We start from the raw sequence: 23,423 nt of genomic DNA, 5'->3' as shown, positions 1-23,423 counted from the left end.
ACAGCCCGTGCGGATTGTGCCCGATTATCGCGCGATGCCGCAAGGCCTAGATGGACGTTGTGCATCCAGACGGAGAACAGCGATGACCGACTTCCCGATGACCTATCAGCTTGGCGACCGCGTGGTGAACCGTGTCGGCTATGGCGCGATGCAGCTTGCCGGCCCCGGCGTGTTCGGCCCGCCCAGGGACCATGACCAGGCGATCGCGGTGCTGCGCGAAGCAGTGGCCTCGGGGGTCAACCATATCGACACCAGCGATTTCTACGGCCCGCACGTCACCAATCGGCTGATCCGCGAGGCGCTGCACCCCTATCCGGACGATCTGGTGATCGTCACCAAGGTCGGCGCGCGGCGCGGCGACGATGCGTCCTGGCTGCCGGCCTGGACGCCCGACGAGATCGAGGCGGCGATCCACGACAACCTCGCCAATCTCGGGCTCGAGGCGATCGATGTGGTCAACCTGCGCATCATGGGCGACATCCACGCGCCCAGCGAAGGCCCGATCGCCCCGCAGTTCGAGCGGCTTGCACGGCTGCGCGAGCAGGGCTTGATCCGCCACCTGGGCCTGAGCAACGCGACGGCTAAGCAGGTCGAGGAAGCACGCGGCATCGCGCCGGTGGTCTGCGTGCAGAACCAGTACAACCTCGCCCACCGCGAGGACGAGGCGCTGCTGGCGACGCTGGCCGAGGCGGGCATCGCCTATGTGCCCTTCTTCCCGCTCGGCGGCTTCTCGCCGATCCAGTCGGGCACGCTCGACGAGGTGGCGAAGCGGCTGGGCGCCACGCCGATGCAGGTCGCGCTCGCCTGGCTGCTCCAGCGTTCGCCGAACCTGCTGCTGATCCCGGGCACCTCCTCGCTCGGCCATTTGCGCGAGAATCTGGCGGTGCGGGATCTGGTGCTGCCGGCGGAGGCCGTGCAGGTGCTCGACGGGATCGCCGGCTAGCGTCCGACCGCCTTCACCTTCGGCGCGCACATCGCGATCGCATGGTCGATCATGAAGCTCAGCCGATCGCGGGCAAGCGCGAGCTCGGCCGGGTCCAACCCCCGGTCGAGCGTCTCGAAGTTGAGATAGGATAGGCCGTGCAGGACCGCGTAGTTGGACAGCGATCCGTCGCTGGTCACCACGCGTTCCTGCACCACGTTGAAATCCGCGCCTACCATCGCATCGCGGCAGAATGCGTCGCTCGGCTGGTTGCGGGCGAGATAGGTGGCGAAGGCGACGGTGTCGTCGTCATCGAACGGATAGGTCTTCGACACCGAGGGGCTGGGGTTGAGCGTGTCGTCGCAGAAGCGGATCGAGATCACGCCGCTGCCCTCGGGGTCGCCCTTGTTGCAGCGCGACGAGCCGGACTCGAAGCCCTTGGCATTGGTATGCAGCGCGATGATCGGCCATGCGCCCTTTGCCAGGTCGGCCAGGATATTATGGGCATAGCCGGGAAGGGCGGTATCGAAGTTGCGGTTGGGATCGATCGGCCGGCCATAGTCCACTGCCCGGTTGTAGCGGACTCCGTCATTGCCGGGGGAAACGCCCGAATCGACCGCGATCAGCACGCCGCCATATTTGCGCAGCGCCACCAGACCCGCCTCGAACCCGGCATTCTCATTGTCATGGGGGACGAAGAACAGCGGTCCCCTGGGATGCTTCACATTGGCGATCCGCCACAACCGCCAGGGCGCGCGCTCTTCGCGGAAGGTCAGTTCGGAGACGTGGAGGCCCTTCCACTCCGCCGGATCGCGGTGCCGGGCGAAGTCATCGTCCTGCACGGTGAGCGGATCGACCGGGCGGACCGTCACCGCGTCGGGGGCGGGCGTGGCGGTGAACAGCGCGGCGGCGGCGAGGGCGATCAGACGCATCAGTCCCTCGGCTGGATCAGGAACTGTTCGAACTTCCCGTTCATCCCGGGCTCCGCATAGGTGATCGCGATCAGCTTCTGCCCATTGGCAAAGGCGATGCTGTAGTTGCGATTGACGAAGCCGCCACGCAGCCGCGGCTTGCCGAGTGCCGTGAAGCTTACCGGATCACCGAGCGGGGCCAGGCTCGTGTGATAGTCCTCGGTCGCCTGGGGGGTGAAATAATAGTTGGCATCCTCGGTCAGCTTCTCGCGATCGAGCGTGCCGGCGCGAAGCTGGCCAAAGACCAGGCTCGCCAGTGAATCGCGATATTCGTCGAGCGTCATCGGCCGGCTTGGGGGCGGGGCCGCCGGCAGGAGCAGGTCGGTGATGCCGCCGGTGATCGCGTCCTGCGCACCGCCGAAATCGGCATTGACCAGCGCGACAACGGCGAAGCGCTTCTTGGGGATCACGAAATTATCGGAAAGAAAGCCCACCGCCTCGCCGCCATGCTCGACGGTGCGAACGCCGTCACGGCCGCCGAGCGAGACGCCCAGACCGTAGCGGGTATTGCTGCCGTCCGCGAGCAGCACCGGCGTCTCCTGGGTCTGCCAGTCTTCGGGGCTCAGGATCTTGCGGTCGATCCGCGCGATGTCCCACTTGGCGAGGTCGCTGGCCGACATGGCAAGCTCGCCAGCCGCCCAGAGCCAGCCCGGCGCAGCAGGCCTGGCGGCGCGGACCGGGCCGAGCGCGAAACGGTGATTGCCCTGCGGGAAGCCCTTGCCCACCGCGATGTCCTGGTCGATCGCATCGATGCCGAGCGGCTTGAATATCTTCGCCTTCAGGTAATCGAGCAGCTTCATGCCCGAAGCCTTCTCGATGATCATGCCGGCGACGACATAGCCGGTGTTCGAATATTGCCAGGCCGTGCCGGGGCGGAAGTCGAGCGGCTTCTTCGCCCAGCGATCGAGGATCTGCTGCGGCGTCACCGGCTTCGACATGGCGGCGAAGTCATAGTCCTGCGGCCAATAGTCCTGGATGCCGGCGGTATGGCTGAGCAGCTGGCGGATGGTGATCTGGTCGGCGTCGGTGATGTCCGGCACCCATTTCGACACCTTGTCGTCGAGGCTGAGCTTGCCAGCATCCTCGAGCAGCAGGATCGCGGCGGCGGTGAATTGCTTGGAGATCGATGCGATCTGGTATTTCGCCGCCGGGCTGGTCGCCTTCATGCCCGGCCCCTGGTCGCCATAGGCCCTGGCGAACACGATCTTGCCGTCCCGCACGATCGCGACCGAAGCGGAGGGCGCACCGGAGGATTTCAGTGCGTCGGCGACGATGGTGTCGACCTTCGCCGTTTCATCGGCGGAGAGCTGCTGCGCGGCGGCAGGCGTAGCGATCAGAAGGGCGGCGGCGAGGGCGGAACGGAACATCGGGCCTCCGGAATGGAATGGCGCGAGCTTAGGCCAGGGTTTCGCGGGCGTCATCCCCGCCGGACGTTTCGCTTTGGCGCATGCGCCATGCCCTGCTTGCAATGTAGGATTTCGTCTGTTCGGCTTGCGCAGCCGGCGTCCAAACCGGCCGCTCTTTGATGCTGTTGGAGAAATAGGATCACGCGGAGGCAAGAATCTTGCGAGATGCATCGCGTTTTCGGGAAAACGGGCACGGCAAAACCGCTCTTGGCCTGTACTTTGTGTACTTTCGCGAGTCGGTTGGTCTGCGATGTTGGAAGCCGGGCCGCCCGCGGGGCGACCCGACGCCGATCAGGCCAGCGGCACCCCGTAGAGATCGTGCTCGTCGGCATCCTCGATCTCGACCATGACGATGTCGCCCTGGCTGAGATGGCCGGCGTCGCGCAGGAACACCTCGCCGTCGATCTCCGGCGCGTCGGCCTGGCTGCGGCCCGTCGCGCCGCCTTCCTCGCCGACTTCGTCGATGATCACTTCGAGCGTGCGGCCGATCTTGGCCTGGAGCTTGGCCGCGCTGATCGCCGCGGTCTTCTCCATGATCCGGGCATAGCGCTCTTCCTTGACCTCTTCCGGCACCGCGCCGGGCAGATCATTGGCGGCTGCACCTTCCACGGGCTCGAAGCGGAATGCGCCGACACGATCGAGCTGGGCTTCGTCGAGCCAATCCAGCAGATACTGGAAGTCCGCCTCGGTCTCGCCGGGAAAACCGACCACGAAGGTCGATCGGATGGTCAGATCGGGGGCAATCTCGCGCCACTTGCGCAGCCGCTCGAGCACCTTGGCTTCGTTGGCCGGGCGCTTCATCGCGCGCAGCACCGAAGGCGAGGCATGCTGGAACGGGATGTCGAGATAGGGGAGCACCAGCCCCTCGGCCATCAGCGGGATGACCTGATCGACATGCGGATAGGGATAGACATAGTGGAGCCTCACCCAGGGCGCGATCTTGCCGAGCTCGCGCGCCAGATCGGTCATGTGCGGCACGACCTCGCCGCCCTTCCAGGCGCGCGGCTCCTTGCGGATGTCGACACCATAGGCCGAGGTGTCCTGGCTGATGACCAGCAGCTCCTTCGTGCCCGCCTCGACCAGCTTCTCCGCCTCGCGCAGGATCGCGTCGGGGCGGCGGCTGACCAGGTCGCCGCGCAGCGCCGGGATGATGCAGAAGGAGCAGCGGTGGTTGCAGCCCTCCGAGATCTTCAGATAGCTGTAGTGGCGCGGCGTGAGCTTGAGCCCCGCATCCGGCACCAAATTGACGAAGGGCGAGGGCGGCATCGGCGCCGCGTCGTGCACCGCGCCGACGACTTCCTCATATTGATGCGCGCCGGTGACGGCCAGCACGTTGGGGAAGCGTGCGCGGATGACCTCGGCTTCCTTGCCCATGCAGCCGGTGACGATGACGCGGCCATTCTCCGCGATCGCCTCGCCGATCGCCTCGAGCGATTCTTCCTTCGCCGAGTCGAGAAAGCCGCAGGTGTTGACCAGCACGACGTCGGCCCCGGCATAGTCGGGGGACATCGCATAACCGTCGCTGCGCAGCTTGGTGAGGATCCGTTCGCTGTCGACCAGGTTCTTGGGACAGCCGAGCGACACCATGCCCACGCGGGGCGCCTCGGGAAGTTTAGTTGCCATGATTGGCGCGGCACATAGGGATTTCCGGCAAAAAAGCTAGGCCGGGGCTTTTCCGGGGGCAGGTTTGACCGCCGACAAGGTGTGCGCGGCCGCTTGCGGGCATGGAAGATCGCGTGCCGCATCCCATATCCGCGGCACCGGTATTTGCGAGGAGGTTTCCATGGCTGCCGAGCTTGCGGAAGAGACGACACTCACCACGCGTTCGGGCGTGACGCTCGACGTTCGCCCCGCCACCCCGGCGGATGAAGGCGCGCTGCGCGACCTGTTCGAGACGGTTTCCAGCGACGACCGACGCTTCCGTTTCCTCACCGCCTGCGACCAGCTTTCCAACGCCCAGATCGCGGCGATGACCCAGGTCGATCACTGGCAGACCGACAGCTTCCTGGCCTTTGCCGATGGCGAGCTGGTGGCGAGCGCGGTGCTGGCCTGCAACAAGCCGATGACCAGCGCCGAAGTGGCGATCTCGATCCGATCGGACCGCAAGGCGCAGGGGATCGGCTGGTCGCTGCTCGACTATCTGACCGACGAGGCCGAGCGCCGCGGCGTGAAATCGGTGATGTCGATCGAGAGCCGCGAGAACCACCAGGCGATCTCGCTGGAGCGCGAGATGGGCTTCGAGGCGCGGCCGGTGGAGGGCGATTCCACCCTCGTCCTGCTGGAGCGGCGGTTCTAGCCAGCGGGCCCATCAAGGCGTAGCTTCACACCCCTGCAACTGAACAGGGGAGAGGCAAGATGCAGATTCACTGGCTGGCGATCCTCGCCGCGGCGGTGGCGGGCTTTGTGGTCGGCGGGCTCTGGTATGGCCCGCTGTTCGGCAAGGCCTGGATGAAGGCGCGCGGGCTGAGCGAAGAGGAGCTCAAGTCCGGCGCCAACATGGGCAAGATCTTCGGCACGACCTTCGTGCTGAACCTGATCGCCGCCTTCGCGCTCGATCACCTCTACAACACCTATGACACACACGTCGGGTTGCACCATTCGCTGGTGATCGCCGGGATCATCGGGGTGGGCTTCATCGCCACCTCGGTGGGGGTGAACTATCTGTTCTCGCGCCTGCCGCGCTCGCTGTTCCTTATCGACGCGGGCTACTGGATCGTGATGTACCTGGTAATGGGCGCGATTTTCGGGCTGCTGACCTGAGCACGGAACGAACGGGGAGTTACATGCGAGCGATCATCGAGGGCATTGGCGCGCTGTTCGGCATGCCGGTGTCGGAACGGTACGGTGGCCATCGCAGGATTGCTCTGCTGACGATACTGGCGGTGGCGGCAACCGCCGCCTTCGCGCTGCTCTACGCGGCGCGCTGAAGATTCAGGCCGGCGCCTTGAAGATGAACCAGGCGCCGGCCGCGATCAGCGCGAAGCCGATCAGGTGGTTCACCGTGATCTTCTGGCCGAGATAGAGGATCGAGAAGCCGACGAATACGGTGAGGGTAATGACTTCCTGCATCGCCTTGAGCTGCGCCGCCGAATAGACCGCGCTGCCCCAGCGATTGGCCGGCACCGCCAGGCAATATTCGACCAGCGCGATGCTCCAGCTCGCCAGGATCACGAGCAGCAGCGGCGCGCTCTTGAACTTGAGATGCCCGTACCAGGCGATCGTCATGAAGACGTTGGAGCCGATCAGCAGCAGGATCGGCAGAAGGCGGGCGAAGAGCATTTCCGACATGGCGCGACCTTGTCCGGGATGGCATCAAGGTCAAGATGGAGACGATTTCGAAAGAGGCGCTGGTCGACCAGCTGCGGGACCTCGGCGTGCGCGAGGGCGGGGTGCTGCTTGTCCATATGAGCTTCCGCGAGGTCCGGCCGGTCGAGGGCGGGCCCGAAGGACTGATCGCGGCGCTGGGCGAGGCACTGGGGCCGGAAGGGACGCTGGCCATGCCTTCGGCGACAGGCGACGACGAAACCGTCTTCGACCCGGCGACCACCGGCAATCGCGACGATCTGGGGATCGTCGCTGACCTGTTCTGGCGGATGCCGGGGGTGGTGCGCAGCCCGCATTTCGATGCGGTCTCCGCGCGCGGGCCCAAGGCGGAATGGATCACCGGCGGGCCGTTCGTACTGCCGCCGGCGGCGCCGGAAAGCGCGATCGACCGCATCCGGCAGGCGGGCGGGCAGGTGCTGCTGCTTGGGGTGGGGCATCATGCCAACACGATGCTGCATCTGGCGGAGCTGGTCGGCGGGGCGCCCTATCGCAGCGACTTCCACTACATCGATGATGCGGGCCGCGAGGTCCATTATGGCGAGAATGACAGCTGCTGCGAGAAGTTCGAGCTGGCGGACGGCTGGCTGCGCGCGGAGGGGGCGTTGCGCGCCGGGCGGGTAGGGCATGCCGAGGCGCGGCTGATGGAGGCGGAGGACCTCGTACGGATCGCGGCGGCGAAGGTGAGGGCCGATCCGCTGATATTCCTGCACGGCGCCGACGAGGCCTGCGAGGAGTGCGACGAGGCTCGGGAGAGTCTTTGAGGCTGGTTGCTTCAATTGTTCCCCGGCGAAGGCCGGGGCCCAGTTGCAATGTCGTTCGAGAGGTACGCGCGCCTCACCATATTCGCCGAAACTGGGCCCCGGCCTTCGCCGGGGAACTGAAGGACGCATATTGGGTCGCACGCTACCGCGTCACGATCTCCAGGATCGTGTCGCCCGCGAGCAGCGCCTGCGCCTCCGCGGCCTTGTGGCTGTGCGGCAGGCCGTCGCGGTAGATCTGGACGCCCAGGCCGGTGGCGATCGCAGAGAGCGGCTGGCCGATCTCTTCCGGCCGCACCTTTCGCTCGGACAGCTCGACCTGGCCGTGGATCGAGGCGAGATCCATAAGATAGTCGGAGAGGTGCGGGCCCTGGCAGGAGCTGGCGAGCAACAGGCCGGCGAAGCTCACCGGGTTGACCACGGTGGTGGCCCCGGCGGCGCGGGCCGGCAGCTCATTGTCCTCGTTGCGGACGATCACGCTGATCGGCAGCGCGGGCGCCAGATGGCGGGCGGTGAGGGTGATCAGGATCGAGGTGTCGTCGCGTCCGGCGCAGACGATCATCGACTCGGCAGTGGCGATGCGGACGTCGTTCAGCACCTGGTCGCGGGTGGCGTCGGCCTGGAGGACGATGCAGCCACATTCCTTCGCGCGGGCGATATTGCCCTCATTCTGGTCGATCACGACGATGCTGCCGGGATCGCGGCCGCGGGCGATCAGCTCGTCGACCGTCTCCGAGCCGGTGGTGCCATAGCCGGCCACGATGATGTGGCGCGCAAGGTTCCGCTGGATCACTGCCATATGCCATTTGTCCCAGGTGCGCTTGAGCACGAAATTATAGGCGGTGCCGAGGAAGAGCAGCACCACGAAGACGCGGATCGGGGTGACGACGAACGCATCGAACATCCGCGCCGAATTGCTGACCGGCACGATGTCGCCATAGCCGGTGGTCGTCACCGAGATCGAAGTGAAATAGAGGATGTCGAGGAAGCTGACATGACCGTCGGCCGTGTCCTTGAGCCCGTCGCGCTCGATCCAATGGACGCCAACGGCAAGCGCGAGCAGCCCGACCACGGCGAGCACGCGCCAGCCGATCGAAGCCCAGACGGGCATGCTCGACTTGCGCTTGAGCGTGGCGGGGGCCTTGAGCGCCATCAGCGGGCGGACGGACCCGGCAGCGGATCGGCGGCAGTGCCGTAAAGCGCGATCATCCGGCCCTTCTCACTGGCTGGCCGGGAGCGGCCCGTCAGCGGGACCATACACGGTCATCGGACCGTGGCCATGGCGAATATGGCCGGGAATGGCGTGCCACTTCCCGGCCGAATGGGGGCGAGCCGGGCCCGCCCCCGAAATGTGGCTCAGAGGCCGTCGACGCTCTTGCTGACCAGGATGTTCACCGCGACGCGACGGTTCTGGGCCTTGCCCTCCGGCGTGTCGTTGCTGGCCAGCGGATCGGCCGTGGCCATGCCGGTCGGCGTCAGCATGCGGTACGGCTTCCAGCCGCAGGCCTGCTGCAGATAGTTGATGACCTTGGCCGCCCGCTTCTCGCTGAGCGTCTGGTTGAGGTCCTCGCCGCCGGTCGAGTCGGTATAGCCGACCACCAGCATCAGCGCGTTCTCGGTCTGGTTGGCCTGGTTGGCGGTGCTGCAGAGCTGCGCCTTGTCCTGCGGCGAGATGTCGGCACGGCCCACATCGAAGTGCACGTTGGTGGTGCTCTTGATGTTGTACTTGTCGATATCGCCCATGCGGCCGCGCAGGGCCTCGGTCGCCGCGGCCTGCTCGTCGAAGCGCTGCGAGGTGCCGGTCTGGATCATCGTGGCGGTGCGCAGGTCGTTCTTCTTGAGGCTGATCTGGCTGGCGACGAGATCGCCGCCCTCGGGCGACTGCATCGTCTTGACCGTGATCGGCAGACCGTTGAGCAGCTGGTTGGCCGCGAGCTTGTTGCCGCCGCCGAACAGGCCGCCGCCGGTCTTGATCCGGGTGGCTTCGGTGATCGCGACGGTGGTGGTGGCGCCATCGGCGGTGGCGATCTTGACGCGATCGCCGCTGCGGGCGGCAATGACGCCCTTGATCTCGGGACCCTCGGTCATCGGACCCTGGGCCGCGCCGTTGACGACGATGTCGTCACGGCCGGTATTCTGTTCCTGCTGCGCGAATGCACTGGGCGCGGCCGAGATGGCCAGCATGGCGACCAGGAAGCGAACCCCGGTTTTTTTGGAAACAACACGCATTGAGGCAACCTCCTCTAAACTGACTGCCCCCGCCGGCTTGCCTCATGCCTGTTCGGGGGAAGCTGTCCCGCAGATGAACACATGCCGCAAGCACCGTGCCGGAGCGGTTGGTTCGGGCCTGGGGCGCGACGAATGGAGCCGGGCGGGGTGTCCGCCGGCGTGATTCGCAGCGCTGGCGAGACCTTAGCGGGCCGGGAGGCGCGGTAGCGGATCGACCGGGGTGCGGCCCTGGCGGATCTCGAAATGGAGCTCCGGACGGTCGGCGAAGCCCGAATTGCCGGACAGCGCGATCATCTGGCCCTTCTTCACCGCCTGCCCGCGCTGGACGAGCAGCTGGCCGGCATGACCATAGACGGTCGTCCAGCCGTCGCCGTGGCGCAGGATGACGAGGCCGCCGAGCGCCGGGATGTCCGAGCCGACATAGGCGACCACGCCGTCGGCCGAGGCGAGCACGGGGGTGTCGAGCGGCGTGGCGATCTTGATGCCGTCGTTGCGTTCTCCGCTCGCGCCGGGGCCGAAGCGCTTCACGACATTGCCCCGGAGCGGCCATTGGAAGCCGCCGGCGAGGCGCGCCGGGGCGGCGACCGGGGTGGTCGGCGACAGGACGCGCGCCGAGGAAGCGGTCGGCGCGGCGGGGCGGGCCTTCTCGGCGATGGCGGGCTGGCCGCCGGTGACGATGTCGTCGACGCCGAGATCGAGGTGGAAGCGCGCGGCGCGCTGCTCGATCGTCTCGGGGCGGCCCGAGGGCGGCGGCGGCAGCGTGTCGTCCGGGATCAGCAGGCGCTGGCCGGTCCGCAGGATGTACGGCTCCTCGAGGTCGTTGACCGCGATGATCCGCGACCAGGCGACGCCGTACGCCACTGCAATGGCGATGCCGGTCTCGCCGTCGCGGACCAGATGGTAGCGGCCGCCCGGGATGACCAGCTTCTGCCCGACGCGGATGACGAAGGGCGAGGGGATGTTGTTGGCCCGCGCGATCGCTTCCGATCCGGCGCCGGTCTTGCCCGAGATCGAGCGGAGCGAGTCGCCGGGCTGGACGGTGTAGGTACGGCCCGAAATGACGCGCGAATCCGCCTGGACCTTGCGCGCCTGCCAGGCGGGCGGCGGTGCGGGGAGGCGGCGGACGTCCTGCTCGTTGCCGAGCGCGGGACGCTCCCACCGTTCCTGCTGCGGCTGAGGATAGCGATCCTGGCGCGACTGCGGGGCGGGGCGGTAGCCGGGCTCTTCATAGGCCGTGCCGCGCTGTGGAATACAGGCAGCGAGCAACAGCAGCGCCACCGGCGCCATCCGCTTTACCGCCATCGAAACGACCCCCGCATTAACTATACTCCGACGCTCCATAGCGCGCATTTCCGCGCGCGTCAGGTACGTCTGAATGCGGAGGTGTCTCAGTTTGCCGGTGCGAGCACTTCCAGGCCGCCCAGATAGGGCTTGAGCACGTCGGGAACTCGCACCGAGCCGTCTTCCTGCTGATAGTTCTCCAGCACAGCAACGAGGGTGCGGCCGACCGCGAGGCCCGAGCCGTTGAGCGTGTGGACGAAGCGGGTGCCCTTCTCGCCGGCCGGACGGAAGCGTGCGTTCATCCGGCGCGCCTGGAAATCGCCGCAGGTCGAGCAGGACGAAATCTCGCGGTAGCGGGACTGGCCCGGCAGCCACACTTCGAGGTCATAGGTGCGCGCCGCGGTGAAGCCCATGTCGCCGCTGCACAGCTTCATCCGGCGGAAGGGCAGGCCGAGCGCGGTAAGGATACCCTCGGCGCACTGGGTCATGCGCTCATGCTCCGCCTCGCTCTGCTCGGGCGTGGTGATCGAGACCATCTCGCACTTCTCGAACTGGTGCTGGCGGATGAAACCGCGCGTGTCGCGGCCCGCCGAGCCGGCTTCCGAGCGGAAGCAGGCGGTGAGCGCGGCGAAGCGCAGCGGCAGCTCTTCCTCGGACAGGATTTGCTCGCGGACGATGTTGGTCAGGCTCACTTCGGCCGTGGGGATCAGCCAGCGGCCGTCCGTGGTCTGGAAGCTGTCCTCGGCGAACTTGGGAAGCTGGCCGGTACCGAACATGGTCTCCTCGCGCACCAGCAGCGGCGGGATCGCCTGCTCATAGCCATGCGCTTCGAGCGTATCGAGCATGAACTGGCCGAGCGCGCGGTGAAGCTTGGCGGCCGCACCACGGACCAGGGTGAAGCGCGTGCCGGAGAGCCTGGCGCCGGTCTCGAAGTCCAGTCCGAGCGCCGGGCCGAACGCGTCATGCTCCTTGGCTTCGAAGGCTAGGGCGGTTGGTTCGCCGACGGTGGCGACAAGCTGGTTGGCTTCCTCGTCGGCGCCCTGGGGCACATCGGCATAGGGCAGGTTGGGGAGCGCAGCGAGCAGGGTGGTCAGCTCCGCGCCGACGGCCTTCTCCTCGGCGTCGATCTGCGGCATCCGCTCCTTGAGCTCGGCGACTTCGGCCATCAGGTCGGTGGGGTCGTCGCGGCGCGCCTTGGCGGCGCCGATCGCCTTGGATGCCTCGTTGCGGCGGGTCTGCGCGGCCTGCGCCTCGGTGATCAGCGCTCGGCGCTTCTCGTCCAGCGCCAGCAGCGCGGCGGACTGCGGTTCCAGCCCGCGGCGGGCGAGGCCGGCGTCGAAGGATTCGGGGTTCTCTCGGATGGCGCGGATATCGTGCATGTCGGGCGTATGACTTCGCGCCCGCCGCGGCGCAACCCTGGCGCGCATGGGGGCGTTTACGGAGATATCAAACCATAGGAGAATCGAGATGCAGGTTCCGCATGACGCAGTCGTGGTGGTGGCGGATGGGCGCAAGATGCTGTTCCTGAGGAACGAGGGCGACGCGCAATATCCGAACCTGCAGGTCGAGAAGAAGGTCGTCGACAAGCACAACCCCGCGCATCACGATCAGGCGACCGACCTTGCCGGCGGCGCGATGGGCACGCGGACCTCGGGCGCGCAATGGGGCGGCGGCAACATGGACGAAGTCGATTTCCACCAGCTGGAAGAAGACCGCTTCGCCGCCGACACCGCCGCGCTGCTCAAGGAGCGGGCGCTTCGCCAGGACTTCGAGTCGCTGATCATCATCGCGCCGCCCAAGACGCTGGGCGAGCTGCGCAAACACTATCACAAGGAAGTGAGCGACCGGCTGGCCGGCGAGCTTGCCAAGGACCTGACCGATCATCCGATCCCGGAGATCGAGCAGGCGCTGCTCCGGGCGGAATAACCTGTTCCGTCATCCCGACTTTCGAGGGGATGACGGTTTTCTCGTGTCAGGCGTCGGTCGAGTCGTCCGGCTTCTTCTTGGCGAAGCGCTTGCGGGCGACCAGCGCCGCGGCGGCGCCGCCGAACAGCAGGATCATCGGCGGTGCCGGCACAGGGGCCGGGCCGCCCGAGCTGCTGCCGCCGCAGCCGCGACCGCAGCTGCTGCTGCCGCCCCAGCTGCTCGAGCCGTGATGGCCGCTCGAGCCCCAGCCGCTCGAATTGCTCCAGTGGCTGCTGGAACCGTTCGACGAGGACGAAGTCGACGACGAGTTGGACGAGCTGGTCGACGAGGAATTGGACGACGAGCTCGACACGTCACCGCTCGACGAAGAGCTGGTGGACGAGCTGGTCGAGGACGAGACGTCGCCGCTGGACGACGACGAGGTCGACGAAGACACGTCGCCGCTCGACGAGGAGGTCGAGCTGACCTGGCCGCTCGAGGTCGAGCTGGACGAAGTCGAGCTGATCTCGCCCGAGGACGAGGTGGAGCTCACCTGGCCGCTCGACGTGGAGGTCGAGGAGCCACCGGTCGAAGTCGAGGTCGAGGAACCGCCCGTCGAGGTCGACGAGCCACCGGTGGAGGTGGAAGTCGAGCCGCCCGACGAGGACGAGTTGGACGACGAGATCTCGATATTGATGCCGCTCGAGCCGCCGGAGCTGCCCGACGAGGAAGAACCGCCGAAGAATCCACCGGCGAAGAAGCCGCCCATGAAGCCGCCGCCGCCCGAACCGCCGATCACGGCGCCGGAGGACGAACCGCTGCTGCTCGACGACACAACCGGCATCTCGCCGCCGAAATAGGGCGGGGGCGTCGGGATCGGAGCGCCCTGTGCCGTGACGACTACGACCTGGGGCTGGCCCTGGGTGGTGGTGGTGACCGTGCGCTTGACGACTCGCTTCACGGGGCGTGCCACCGTGCGCTTGACGACTCGCTTCTTCGCGACGGTGACCTGCTTGACGACACGCGGCTGGTGGATGCGTTCGGTGACATAGACGCCACCGCCGCCAATCACCGCGCCCCCGCAAGTGCAGGCGCACAGTTTAGCCAAGGCCATGCGAACCGACATTGTCCCCACTCTTCCTGTTGCTGGCGTGCCGCTCCCCACAGGATCGTCAGCAGCTTCACGCCTCTCAATGCCGGAAAAGTGCAAAACAAACTGTTAAGTGCAACGCGGTAAGTGATGCTTAACCATATTTGCGGTCGATTTTGGGGCGGTGGATTTCTTCTGTGATGGTTAATGTTCTACTTCGGTACGATCGAGAGGTTTCCTGTGCGGCGAAGTGTGAACATTCGTGGTGAATCCGGGCCCGTTTCCCGCCCGGTTCAGCCCCCGGTAATTTCCTTCCATTTACGGGGTATTAGACCTGTGGATTAAAAAAACCACACGCTTGTTAACGTCCTCGCGCGAAAGTATAGGGCCGCGCAGGGCAAACGGTCTCCGTACGGCTCGGGCCGAATGGGACCGGAGTGGAGAGTGGGGATGGCTACTGTTTTGGATCGCTTCGACGAACCGGGTAAACGCGTTCCTCCCGCCGCAAATGACGGCGATAACGGCTATCGGCCGAGCAACGACGAACCCTTCATGAACCCGCGTCAGCTGGAATATTTCCGTGACAAGCTGAACGCGTGGAAGGACGATATCTTCCGCGAAGCCGCGGGCACGCTCAATCAGCTCCAGACGGATTCCCTGCGCGAGGCCGATCTCACCGATCGCGCTTCGAGCGAGACCGACTGGTCGATCGAGCTGCGCACCCGCGATCGCCAGCGCAAGCTGATCTCCAAGATCGACGCGGCGCTGCGGCGGATCGAGGACGGCGAATATGGCTATTGCGAGGTGACCGGCGAGCCGATCAGCCTCGGTCGCCTTGAAGCCCGGCCGATCGCGACGATGACGCTTGAGGCGCAGGAGCGGCACGAGCGCAACGAGAAGGTATCGCGGGAAGAATAGCAGGGGGCTTATGGCCTCCTTTTTTGTGCCTCCGCGGGACAGCCGTGGGGGCACATTTTCGTCTTTTGTTTACGCTTTCGACAAGGTTTGCGGGTGTATTCTCCGCGCGTAACCCCCTTGCGTTTCGAGCGACACGATGGACCAGTTTTCCTTTGATCCCCTGACGGCGCTGTCGGCGGACGATTTCTCCAGCCAGCGCAGCGGCTCGCGTGACAGCCTGATGCTGGCGGCCCAGTTCCGCGTGGCGGGGCGGCCGGTCGAGCAGGTGCGGGTCCGCAACCTTTCCCAGGGCGGGCTGATGGCCGAATACGCCCTTCCGATCGAGCGTGGCGCTACCGTCGAAGTCGAGGTGCGCGGCGTTGGCTGGGTGAGCGGCCGCATCGCCTGGGCGACCGACGGCCGGGTGGGCGTTGCCTTTGATACGCCGATCGACCCGATGCTGGCGCGCAAGCCGGTAGGCGGCGGCACGCATACGCCGGCCTTTGTGAAGCCGATCTTCACTCGGCGCTGAGTCGCGCCCGCTGCGTTCGCTGTTCGCGATTTCCCATTCAGGTCGTCATCCCCGCGAAGGCGGGGATCCACAGTCCCGAGCGACACGCTTGCTGCTCGCTTCGGCATATCCGGCGAACCGGACGCTCAATGCATCGGACATCCCAAGCCACCCTGGATTCCCGCCTTCGCGGGAATGACGGGAGAGGGGACGTAAATGACGGAGGAGCGGAAGGCGCGAAAAGCGCGGGCCTCCGCCCTGGTCTTGCTGTTTGGTGACTTTCGCGCCGTCGGGGTGCGGCCTGGCCACACCCCTGTTTGCGCGGCGCAGCCTAGGGGCGCGCCATCTCTTCCTTGATGCGAAGCTTCTGCTTCTTCAGGGATGCCAGGACCAGATGGTCCGGCTGGGGCCTTTGCGATTCGGCGGCGATTCGCTGGTCGAGCACGGAGTGCTTGGCCGAGAGTGCCGAGAAATGCGCGTTCTGCATGGAAGCAGTCTCCTTCATCGGTGGCCGGAACCTGTGAATAGATCACTTTTCCACAGCTTTGTCGCGGGTGAATCTTGCCTAATCGACGATATGCAAAATTAGCGCGATGATCCGTTGCGGAGCTTTCCGGCGTGGTGCAGGGAGATCCGAGTACGGGGGCGTTCGCGATGGACGAGAAAGAGATTGTGCGGCGGCTCGAAGCGGTGCGGACCGAGCATCGCGATCTGGATGCGGCAATCGATGCACTGCTCGCCACCGGCACGTCCGACCAGCTTCAGGTTGCCCGGCTCAAGAAGCGCAAGCTGATGCTGCGCGATGAAATCGTGCAGCTCGAGGACCAGCTTATCCCCGATATCATCGCCTGATTCGGCCCCGATCCGGCCATGATCCGGATCGGGACGAAATCACTGCGAAATTAAGCATTTCGTTACCATCGAGGCTGTGGCAGCGTTGCCATATGGGGAAACAGGGCACCGCGCAGATCCACCGAAAGCTGATCGACTCGCTTTATGTCGAGGCGATGCTGCTGGCCGACGAGGCGCGCGGCTATTTCGATGAGCTGGGCCGGGACGAGCGCGAGTCGCTGGAAGCGCTCAACCGCGTCGCCTTCTCCTGCGAATCGCTCAAGGTGACCACGCGGCTGATGCACATCATCGCCTGGCTGCTCACCCAACGCGCGGTCGACGCCGGCGAGATCCAGCCCGGGGACGCGCTGATGCCGTCGCGCCGGCTGGGCGATGCGCCGGAGACCGAGGCGGCGCTGCTCGACGCGATGCCGCCCAACGCAGTGGGGATCATCACCACCAGCATCGACCTGTATCGCCGCGTCGCCCGGCTCGACGAGACGCTCGACGAGAATGTCGTGATCGAGAGCCCGGCGCGCAGCATGATGAACCGGCTGGCGGCGGCTTTCTAAATCCGCCTCCCTCTTGCGGGAGGGGCAACCGCGGCGTTGGTTTCTTCTCGGTTCCCCGGCGAAGGCCGGGGCCCAGTCTCGGCGCACTATCGATGGCGCTGGAGCCTCTCGGAAGACATTGCAACTGGGCCCCGGCCTTCGCCGGGGAACAGCTGGGTTTCACCGTCCAGGCCGGGAACTGCCACTAAAACGTGGTTAGCCGCAGAGCGCCGCCTTGGCTGCGGCGTATTCCGCCTTCATCCGCTCGATCTTCACCGCCGCCGGCTCGACCGCATGGACCGCGCCGATGCCCTGGCCCGAGCCCCAGATGTCCTTCCAGGCCTTGGCGCCGCCGAAGTTCATCGCGCTCGGATCGCTCTCGGGCAGATTGTCGGGATCGAGCCCGGCATTGACGATCGACGCCTTGAGGTAGTTGCCGTGCACGCCGGTGAAGAGGTTCGAATAGACGATGTCGTCGGCGGTGCCGTCGACGATGCCCTGCTTGTAGTCGGGCTGGGCATTGGCCTCGTCGGTGGCGATGAAGGGCGAGCCGATATAGGCGAGGTCGGCGCCCATCGCCTGGGCGGCCAGCACCGAGCGGCCATTGGCGATCGCGCCGGACAGGATCACCGGCCCGTCGAACCACTCGCGCACTTCCTGGACCAGCGCGAAGGGGCTGAGGCGCCCGGCATGGCCGCCGGCGCCGGTGGCGACGAGGATCAGGCCGTCCGCGCCCTTTTCCACGGCCTTGTGGGCGAAGCGATCGTCGATCACGTCGTGCAGGGTGATGCCGCCCCAGCTGTGCACCGCGTCGTTCAGTTCGGGCCGGGCGCCGAGCGAGGTGATGACGATCGGCACCTTCCACTTGGCGCAGGCGGCGACGTCATGCTCGAGCCGCGGGTTGGAGCGGTGGACGATCTGGTTGACCGCGAAGGGCGCGGCCGGCGTGTCCGGATTGTCGCGGTCCCAGGCGGCGAGTTCCTCGGTGATCTGGTGCAGCCACTCGTCGAGCCGGGTGTCCGGCCGGGCGTTCAGCGCCGGGAAGGATCCGACGATCCCCGCCTTGCACTGGGCGATGACCAACTCGGGTACCGATATGATGAACAGCGGCGAGCCGATGACCGGGAGCCGAAGGCGATCGAAGAGCGGAGGCAATGCCATGGATCAGTTTTGTAGCGAAACCGGAATGGCCGTCCAGCCCGGTGCAGGCGACGCTACGTAAGCGCGGGGTGCGCGCGCATGCTGCAGTGCAGCGATAGGGCCGACTCGGACCGAATCGCATTGAAGCCTGCCCGAAGCCTCCCCATTTCCACGGCACGCAATGTTCCGGGGAGCGCCATGGTCACCAACGAAATCTACGTCATCGTCCGCGACGCGATCAAAGCCGCCGGCCAGCAGAGCGGCCAGCTCTACGAACCGGGGCAGGAGAGCCATTACCAGGCGCTGGCCGCGGTGATGGCGCTGCGCAAGGCGGGCTATGAGGTGACCAAGCGGCTCGACAACTAGTCGAACGGCCGCTGCCAGACGACGAAGGTATCGACGTCGGTCGAGCGGATCGCGGCGGCATACATGTCGTGATGGAAGTCGGGCAGGGCGGCGATCTTCTCCGCCATCGCGCCTTCGCCGCTCGCGCCGCCGGGCAGGGTGAAGGCGACGTCCTCGTCCGGGCCGTAGAACAGCCACCAGAAATCGTCGCCCAGCGGGCCGGTGTCGCTGGTCTCGATCGCAACCGCGTGGAGATGCGAGAGCGGCAGCGTGTGGCGCTTGCCGTCGGGATCGAGCACCCAGAGCGTGTCGCCCTCGCAGCCGGTGTGCCAGCCGCTCTCGGGCTCCGGCGCGGGTGCGGGCGGGGTGAGTTCCGCCGCGGCGGCGGCGGGTGCCTTGGCGAAGCGCTTCAACCAGTCGAACAAGCCCATCGCGCACCTCCCGAAACCGAATCCAGGGCTTGGGCTAGACCGGCAATGTGACGGTTGTCGGTAAGCGGCTCAGTCGATCCGCTTCAATCCGGCGGCATATTCGCGCTGCTTGGCGGCGTAGAGCGCGGCGCTGGCCTTGAGCATCGCCTTCTGCATGTCGTCGAGCGGGCGGATCGCCTTGGCGGGGCTGCCGACGATCAGGTGGCCTGCGGGGAACTCCTTGCCCTCGGTGACCAGCGCGCCGGCGCCGACCAGGCAGTCCTCGCCGATCACCGCGCGGTTGAGGATCGTCGCGCCCATGCCGATCAGCGTGCGGCTGCCGATCGTGCAGCCGTGCAGGATCGCGTGATGGCCGACGGTGACATCCTCCCCCACGGTGCAGGGCGCGCCGGGATCGGAATGGAGCATCGCGCCGTCCTGGATGTTCGAACGGGCGCCGACTAGGATCGGAGTGTTGTCGGCGCGGATCACGGCGCCGAACCAGACCGAGGCGAGCGTGGCGAGATTGACGTCGCCGATCAGGTCCGCGCTCGGCGCGACCCAGGCATCCTCGGCGACAAGCGGGCGGCGCCCGGCAAATTCGTATAGCGGCATGCCGCTCAGAATAGCGGCGCTTCGAAGCCCTGGGGAAGCGGAATGTTGGCGCCCATCGCCAGCGCCAGCGCAACCGCGCCGAGCAGCACCGCCAGCGTCGAGGAGAGCGAGAACAGGCCCCAGCCGACCATCGTCACCACCTGCGAATTGGCACGCTGCTCGCGATGGTTGCGCGCCATCGACTGGATCACGAACATGGCCAGCATTGCATATGCGAAGACGAGAAACTCGGTCATCAACCCACCCCAAAATCCCCGGGGGACTCTAGGGGACGAGGGTTAACGCTTCAATGCCGGGCACCTCCGGTTTATCGCAGTGCAGCAAGGTTTCGCCGCCGCCGAAACGACCTAGTGATGCGCCGTCGCGGGGGCCGATTTGCAGCTGCACGTGCAGGCGCAGGGCACCGGCGTGCAGACATGGCAGGGCTGCGGCGTCACGCAGTAGCAGAGCTGCGCGGCGGCCGGCTTGGGCTCTTCCTTCTTCTTCGGCTTCTCGGGCGGATCGGGCAGCGGCAGCAGATCGCGCGCATTGGCGCCGGCATAGGCGCTGTGCGGGCCACCGCCACAGGCCGGGCAGCCATGGTCGTGCTCCTCGTCAGGATCGTGGCCGGCGCCGCCGAACTTGAAACCGCCGGGCTCTTTCTTCAGCACTTTCTTTGCCGCCTCGCACACGGCGATGGCGTGGTTGCCGAGCGTCGAGACGGTCTGGCCCATCGCGACCTGCTCGGTGGCGTAGAAATGGACGAGCATCGCGTCGCGGTGCGCGTCGACCGGCTCGCGGACAGCCGGATAGCTCAGCATCTGCTGCATGTCGGCGAGCTGCGATTCCATCGCCGCGATCTGGCCGCTCCAGTTGTTGAAGGCGGCGAACAGCTCGTAATCGGGCCAGCTCGCCGGGGCGTGCGGGCGCATCTGCTCGACGAAATTGACCGGGCCGGCAATGTCCTCGCGCAACAGGCGGAGCAGCACGCGCAGCGTCACCACGTCGCGCTGGGGGTGGCGCAGGCGCTGGGCGAAGATGTCGGTGACCGTCGCGGTGTGCTTCCACACCTGCCGGGCCAGCATCCGGGTGAATTCCTCGTCGCGCTTCTTCGGCTTGGCGAGCAAGGCGGACTTGAGCGAGGTGAGGATGCCGATCACCGCCAGCAGCGCGAGCAACACGCCGCCGACCAGGATCCAGGCCGGCCAGTAGATCGCATCGGCGCTGATCGGCTGGGCGGCGGCGGCCTTGGTCGCGCTCGTCGCCAGGTTGCCGATCGAAGCCAGAATAGTCGCCACGTCATCCCCCCTGAGTCGCGGAGGATATGGTTAACAGAAATGCGCGGGCCGCACAGTCATGACTCACCCGTTCCGAAAGGTCCGAGGCTAATTCGTTGGCATTTCTTGTGGGGTCAGAGGGTTACGCCGCGCTTCCAGATTGCGATTTCGCGCTCGCCATTGCGCTCGGCGGCGGTTTCCTTGCCCGATGCGATCGCGGCGATCGTGTCGAGCAGCGCGTCGGCGGCGCTGTCCATGCCGTCTTCGAGCACCTGGCCGGCGTCGAAGTCGATCCAGCCCGGCTTGCGGGTGGCGAGATCATGGTTCGACGCGATCTTGATCGTCGGCACCGGGAAGCCCAGCGGCGTGCCGCGGCCGGTGGTGAACAGGATCGCGGTCGCGCCCGCGGCGGCCAGCGCGGTCGAGGAAACTGCATCGTTGCCCGGTGCCTCGAGCAGAGTTAGCCCCTTGCGGCGGACCTGCCCGCCATAGGGGATCACGTCGGTGACAATGGCGTGCCCCGCCTTCTGCACCGCGCCCAGCGACTTCTCCTCGAGCGTGGTGATGCCGCCGGCGATGTTGCCCGGCGAGGGATTCTCGGAGACCGGCTCGCCGTTGCGGACGAAATAGTCTTTGAAGTCGTTGACCAGGTGGACGATGCCGTCGAATACCGCTTCGTCGCTGGCGCGGGCCATCAGCAGCTGCTCGGCGCCGAAGATCTCGGGGATCTCGGTGAGGATCGCGGTGCCGCCGGCGCCGGTGACCGCATCGGCCATGCGCCCGACCAGCGGATTGGCGGTGAGGCCCGAGAAACCGTCCGAGCCGCCGCACTTCACGCCGAGCACCAGCTCGGAAAGCGGGGCGGGGGTGCGCTCGGCCTGGGCACCGGCGACGAGTTCCTCGACCAGCGCCAGGCCTTCCTCGATCTCGTCGCTTGCCATCTGGGCGCCGAGGGTGCGCAGGTTCGGGTGGTCGATGCCTTCCAGCATCCCCTTGATCTGGTTGTTCTCGCAGCCGAGCCCGACGATCAGCACGCCGCCGGCATTGGGATGGTTGGCAAGCGCCGACAGGATCGCGCGGGTGCCCTGCAGGTCGTCGCCCAGCTGCGAGCAGCCGAACGGATGCGGGAACGCGTGGACGCCGTCGATCTTGCCGGCGTGCAGCACCGCCGCGCGCTCCGCGATCTTCTGCGCGGTCCGTCCGACACAGCCGACCGTGGGGATCACCCAGATCTCGTTGCGCGTGCCGACCCGGCCATTGGCGCGGCGATAGCCCAGGAAGCCCGGGCCTTCGAAGCCGGAATCGTCGTGCGTGGAGGGCGCGAAGGCATAGTCGCCGCTGCCCTTGAGCGCGGTCGAGACATTATGCGTGTGGACATGCTCGCCCGGCGCGATGTCGCGGGTGGCGACGCCGATCGGGAAGCCGAACTTGAGCACGGGTTCGCCCGCCGCGATCGGCTTGACCGCGACCTTGTGACCCTTGGCCACCGGGGCGGCGAGCGTCACCCCCAGCGCCTGCTCGCCGGCTTCGAGGTCGCGCAGCGCGGTGGCGGTGCTGTCATTGGGGGCGATACGGAACAGGGCGAGCGTCATGTGCGCCGATATAGGTCCGCGCCGGCTGCATGGAAACCGGTTTCCACTACGTAGCGTCAGCCGGCCGCCAGCCAGGCGAAGCGGATCACGAACAGCCCGGCAAGCACCAGCAGCAGCCAGTCTCCGGCAGTAATCTTGCCTCTAATCAGGCGGATGAGCGCATAAGCTGTGATCCCGAAGGCCAGCCCGTTGGCGATCGAGAAGGTGAAGGGGATCATCGCGACGGTGAGGAAGGCCGGTATTGCGATTTCGGCATCGTCCCAGTCCACGTCCGCGAGCGGGGCCATCATCAGCCCGCCGACCAGCACCAGCGCAGGCGCGGTCGCCGCCAGCGGCACCAGCTGCGCCCAGGGGGCGACGAACATCGCGAGCAGGAAGAGGATGCCCGTGACCACGGCGGTGAGGCCCGTGCGTCCGCCCGCCTGCACGCCGGCAGCGCTCTCGACATAGGAAGTGACGGTGCTGGTGCCGGCGAGGCTGCCGGCGATACTCGCCACGGCATCGGTGAACAATATGCGGTTGAGCCGCGGAATGCGGCCCTGCGCGTCGATCAGCCCGGCACGGCGGGTGACGCCGACCAGCGTGCCGACATTGTCGAAAAGATCGACGAAGAGGAAGACGAACAGGATCTCGAACAGCCCCAGGCCATGGCTGCCCGACAGGCCGAACACGCCGGCAAGGTCGAGATGGAAGGCGACCTGGCCGATCGCGGTTAGGTCATAGGGTTCGGGCTTAAAGGAAACCTGGCCGGTTGCCCATCCGGCCAGCGTGGTGGCGGCGATGCCGATCAGGATCGCGCCGCGTATCTTCCACGCCGCCAGCCCGGCGGTGAGGACCAGCCCGAACAATGCGAGCGCCGCGCCGGGGGCATGGAGGTCGCCCAGCGTCACCGAAGTCGCCGGGCTGGTGACGATGATCCCGGCGTTCTTCAGGCCGATCAGGCCGATGAACAGGCCGATGCCGCCCGCGACCGCCGCGAACAGCTGGGGCGGGATCGCGGCGATGATGAGTTGGCGGATGCCGGCAAAGGTGAGCAGCAGAAAGGCAATGCCGGACAGGAACACGCAACCCAGCGCGACCGGCCAGGGCACGCCCATGCCCTGCACCACGGTGAAGGCGAAATAGGCGTTGAGCCCCATGCCGGGCGCCAGTGCGAGCGGCACATTGGCGGTGAGGCCCATGAGGATGCTGGCAAGCCCGGCGGCAAGGCAGGTCGCGGCGGCGACCGCGGCCACCGGCATGCCCGCCGCGCCGAGGATCGCGGGGTTGACCACGATGATATAGGCCATGGTCAGGAAGGTTGTGCCGCCCGCCAGCACTTCGGTGCGCACCGTGGTGCCGCGCTCGGCCAGCGCGAAGTGGCGCTCGATCCGGCTTTCCGCCATTTTC

The 23,423-nt window shown here is 66.6% G+C and carries 28 protein-coding genes; 11 read left to right on the top strand and 17 right to left on the bottom strand.

Annotation, left to right across the window (positions count from 1 at the left end; all coding sequences use genetic code 11):
• Positions 1-82: 82 nt before the first annotated feature.
• Positions 83-943, top strand: a complete 861-nt coding sequence (locus AC1RJ5_RS04015; protein WP_342250062.1) for an aldo/keto reductase family oxidoreductase — start codon at positions 83-85, stop codon at positions 941-943.
• Here AC1RJ5_RS04015 and AC1RJ5_RS04010 read toward each other — a convergent pair.
• From AC1RJ5_RS04010 to rimO, 3 genes are all read right to left on the bottom strand, one after another.
• Positions 940-1,854: a hypothetical protein gene (locus AC1RJ5_RS04010; RefSeq protein ID WP_493111841.1), complete on the bottom strand. Its 915-nt coding sequence runs from the start codon at positions 1,852-1,854 to the stop codon at positions 940-942. The genes AC1RJ5_RS04015 and AC1RJ5_RS04010 overlap by 4 nt on opposite strands.
• A complete protein-coding gene (locus AC1RJ5_RS04005; protein ID WP_269575001.1) occupies positions 1,854-3,260 on the bottom strand; it encodes a serine hydrolase domain-containing protein in 1,407 nt (468 codons plus the stop codon). Before AC1RJ5_RS04005 ends, AC1RJ5_RS04010 begins: the two co-directional genes overlap by 1 nt.
• A gap of 330 nt (positions 3,261-3,590) precedes the next feature.
• Positions 3,591-4,922: a 30S ribosomal protein S12 methylthiotransferase RimO gene (rimO, locus tag AC1RJ5_RS04000; RefSeq protein ID WP_493111838.1), complete on the bottom strand. Its 1,332-nt coding sequence runs from the start codon at positions 4,920-4,922 to the stop codon at positions 3,591-3,593.
• Positions 4,923-5,082: 160 nt separating this feature from the next.
• Here rimO and AC1RJ5_RS03995 point away from each other — a divergent pair, with 160 nt between their 5' ends.
• From AC1RJ5_RS03995 to AC1RJ5_RS03985, 3 genes are read left to right on the top strand one after another with little or no spacing between them, the layout of a single operon-like run.
• Entirely contained in the window at positions 5,083-5,595 is a 513-nt protein-coding gene (locus AC1RJ5_RS03995; protein ID WP_269575003.1) for a GNAT family N-acetyltransferase, read from the top strand.
• Positions 5,596-5,654: 59 nt separating this feature from the next.
• Complete coding sequence (locus AC1RJ5_RS03990) at positions 5,655-6,059, top strand: DUF1761 domain-containing protein (RefSeq protein WP_269575004.1); 405 nt, start codon at positions 5,655-5,657, stop codon at positions 6,057-6,059.
• 23 nt (positions 6,060-6,082) lie between these two features.
• Positions 6,083-6,226, top strand: coding sequence for a hypothetical protein (locus AC1RJ5_RS03985; protein ID WP_342250066.1), 144 nt, complete (start codon positions 6,083-6,085; stop codon positions 6,224-6,226).
• Positions 6,227-6,230: 4 nt separating this feature from the next.
• Here the strand turns inward: AC1RJ5_RS03985 and AC1RJ5_RS03980 are convergent, their stop codons facing one another.
• Complete coding sequence (locus tag AC1RJ5_RS03980) at positions 6,231-6,578, bottom strand: DMT family protein (RefSeq protein ID WP_493114632.1); 348 nt, start codon at positions 6,576-6,578, stop codon at positions 6,231-6,233.
• A 44-nt stretch (positions 6,579-6,622) separates the two neighbouring features.
• On the opposite strand from AC1RJ5_RS03980, the gene AC1RJ5_RS03975 reads away from it, so the two are divergent.
• Positions 6,623-7,384 (top strand): AAC(3) family N-acetyltransferase, encoded by a 762-nt coding sequence (locus AC1RJ5_RS03975; protein WP_342250067.1) that lies wholly within the window; start codon positions 6,623-6,625, stop codon positions 7,382-7,384.
• Positions 7,385-7,526: 142 nt separating this feature from the next.
• On the opposite strand, the gene AC1RJ5_RS03970 is transcribed toward AC1RJ5_RS03975, so the two are convergent.
• The 4 genes from AC1RJ5_RS03970 to serS form a co-directional block, all read right to left on the bottom strand.
• On the bottom strand, positions 7,527-8,534 hold the full coding sequence (locus AC1RJ5_RS03970; RefSeq protein ID WP_493111835.1) for a potassium channel family protein: 1,008 nt from the start codon (positions 8,532-8,534) through the stop codon (positions 7,527-7,529).
• Positions 8,535-8,737: 203 nt separating this feature from the next.
• Positions 8,738-9,610 (bottom strand): OmpA family protein, encoded by an 873-nt coding sequence (locus AC1RJ5_RS03965; RefSeq protein WP_269575008.1) that lies wholly within the window; start codon positions 9,608-9,610, stop codon positions 8,738-8,740.
• 183 nt (positions 9,611-9,793) lie between these two features.
• Complete coding sequence (locus AC1RJ5_RS03960) at positions 9,794-10,912, bottom strand: M23 family metallopeptidase (RefSeq protein ID WP_269575009.1); 1,119 nt, start codon at positions 10,910-10,912, stop codon at positions 9,794-9,796.
• An 86-nt stretch (positions 10,913-10,998) separates the two neighbouring features.
• Positions 10,999-12,270: a serine--tRNA ligase gene (serS, locus tag AC1RJ5_RS03955; RefSeq protein ID WP_493111832.1), complete on the bottom strand. Its 1,272-nt coding sequence runs from the start codon at positions 12,268-12,270 to the stop codon at positions 10,999-11,001.
• A gap of 88 nt (positions 12,271-12,358) precedes the next feature.
• On the opposite strand from serS, the gene AC1RJ5_RS03950 reads away from it, so the two are divergent.
• Positions 12,359-12,817, top strand: a complete 459-nt coding sequence (locus tag AC1RJ5_RS03950; RefSeq protein WP_269575011.1) for a host attachment family protein — start codon at positions 12,359-12,361, stop codon at positions 12,815-12,817.
• 46 nt (positions 12,818-12,863) lie between these two features.
• Here the strand turns inward: AC1RJ5_RS03950 and AC1RJ5_RS03945 are convergent, their stop codons facing one another.
• On the bottom strand, positions 12,864-13,922 hold the full coding sequence (locus AC1RJ5_RS03945) for a PEP-CTERM sorting domain-containing protein (RefSeq protein ID WP_493111830.1): 1,059 nt from the start codon (positions 13,920-13,922) through the stop codon (positions 12,864-12,866).
• Positions 13,923-14,336: 414 nt separating this feature from the next.
• On the opposite strand from AC1RJ5_RS03945, the gene dksA reads away from it, so the two are divergent.
• Both dksA and AC1RJ5_RS03935 read left to right on the top strand, forming a co-directional pair.
• Positions 14,337-14,804: an RNA polymerase-binding protein DksA gene (dksA, locus tag AC1RJ5_RS03940; RefSeq protein ID WP_184167067.1), complete on the top strand. Its 468-nt coding sequence runs from the start codon at positions 14,337-14,339 to the stop codon at positions 14,802-14,804.
• 136 nt (positions 14,805-14,940) lie between these two features.
• Positions 14,941-15,315 (top strand): PilZ domain-containing protein, encoded by a 375-nt coding sequence (locus AC1RJ5_RS03935; protein WP_184167064.1) that lies wholly within the window; start codon positions 14,941-14,943, stop codon positions 15,313-15,315.
• Between the two features lie 310 nt (positions 15,316-15,625).
• Here AC1RJ5_RS03935 and AC1RJ5_RS03930 read toward each other — a convergent pair whose 3' ends face one another.
• Positions 15,626-15,781, bottom strand: a complete 156-nt coding sequence (locus AC1RJ5_RS03930; protein ID WP_269575013.1) for a YdcH family protein — start codon at positions 15,779-15,781, stop codon at positions 15,626-15,628.
• 167 nt (positions 15,782-15,948) lie between these two features.
• Between AC1RJ5_RS03930 and AC1RJ5_RS03925 the strand changes: the two genes are divergently transcribed.
• Entirely contained in the window at positions 15,949-16,146 is a 198-nt protein-coding gene (locus AC1RJ5_RS03925; protein WP_184167058.1) for a YdcH family protein, read from the top strand.
• A 92-nt stretch (positions 16,147-16,238) separates the two neighbouring features.
• On the top strand, positions 16,239-16,697 hold the full coding sequence (locus AC1RJ5_RS03920) for a DUF1465 family protein (RefSeq protein ID WP_269575014.1): 459 nt from the start codon (positions 16,239-16,241) through the stop codon (positions 16,695-16,697).
• Positions 16,698-16,892: 195 nt separating this feature from the next.
• Here the strand turns inward: AC1RJ5_RS03920 and AC1RJ5_RS03915 are convergent, their stop codons facing one another.
• Complete coding sequence (locus tag AC1RJ5_RS03915) at positions 16,893-17,837, bottom strand: NAD(P)H-dependent flavin oxidoreductase (protein WP_269575015.1); 945 nt, start codon at positions 17,835-17,837, stop codon at positions 16,893-16,895.
• A 177-nt stretch (positions 17,838-18,014) separates the two neighbouring features.
• Between AC1RJ5_RS03915 and AC1RJ5_RS03910 the strand changes: the two genes are divergently transcribed.
• The gene (locus tag AC1RJ5_RS03910; RefSeq protein ID WP_493111826.1) at positions 18,015-18,182 is read left to right on the top strand and encodes a hypothetical protein; all 168 of its coding nucleotides are present in this window, start codon (positions 18,015-18,017) and stop codon (positions 18,180-18,182) included.
• On the opposite strand, the gene AC1RJ5_RS03905 is transcribed toward AC1RJ5_RS03910, so the two are convergent.
• From AC1RJ5_RS03905 to AC1RJ5_RS03880, 6 genes are all read right to left on the bottom strand, one after another.
• On the bottom strand, positions 18,179-18,592 hold the full coding sequence (locus AC1RJ5_RS03905) for a hypothetical protein (RefSeq protein WP_493111824.1): 414 nt from the start codon (positions 18,590-18,592) through the stop codon (positions 18,179-18,181). The two genes, AC1RJ5_RS03910 and AC1RJ5_RS03905, sit on opposite strands and share 4 nt — an antisense overlap.
• Before the next feature lie 69 nt (positions 18,593-18,661).
• Complete coding sequence (locus AC1RJ5_RS03900) at positions 18,662-19,186, bottom strand: gamma carbonic anhydrase family protein (RefSeq protein ID WP_493111822.1); 525 nt, start codon at positions 19,184-19,186, stop codon at positions 18,662-18,664.
• Between the two features lie 5 nt (positions 19,187-19,191).
• Positions 19,192-19,422, bottom strand: a complete 231-nt coding sequence (locus AC1RJ5_RS03895) for a hypothetical protein (RefSeq protein ID WP_184167040.1) — start codon at positions 19,420-19,422, stop codon at positions 19,192-19,194.
• A 111-nt stretch (positions 19,423-19,533) separates the two neighbouring features.
• Entirely contained in the window at positions 19,534-20,463 is a 930-nt protein-coding gene (locus tag AC1RJ5_RS03890; protein ID WP_493111819.1) for a hypothetical protein, read from the bottom strand.
• Between the two features lie 113 nt (positions 20,464-20,576).
• Positions 20,577-22,034, bottom strand: coding sequence for a UxaA family hydrolase (locus AC1RJ5_RS03885; protein ID WP_269575020.1), 1,458 nt, complete (start codon positions 22,032-22,034; stop codon positions 20,577-20,579).
• A gap of 56 nt (positions 22,035-22,090) precedes the next feature.
• Positions 22,091-23,419 (bottom strand): NCS2 family permease, encoded by a 1,329-nt coding sequence (locus AC1RJ5_RS03880; RefSeq protein ID WP_269575021.1) that lies wholly within the window; start codon positions 23,417-23,419, stop codon positions 22,091-22,093.
• Positions 23,420-23,423 lie beyond the last annotated feature (4 nt).

The sequence above is a fragment of the Sphingomonas sp. GW822-FHT03G08 genome (assembly GCF_058801135.1).
This window is presented reverse-complemented; position numbering and strand designations above follow the sequence as displayed.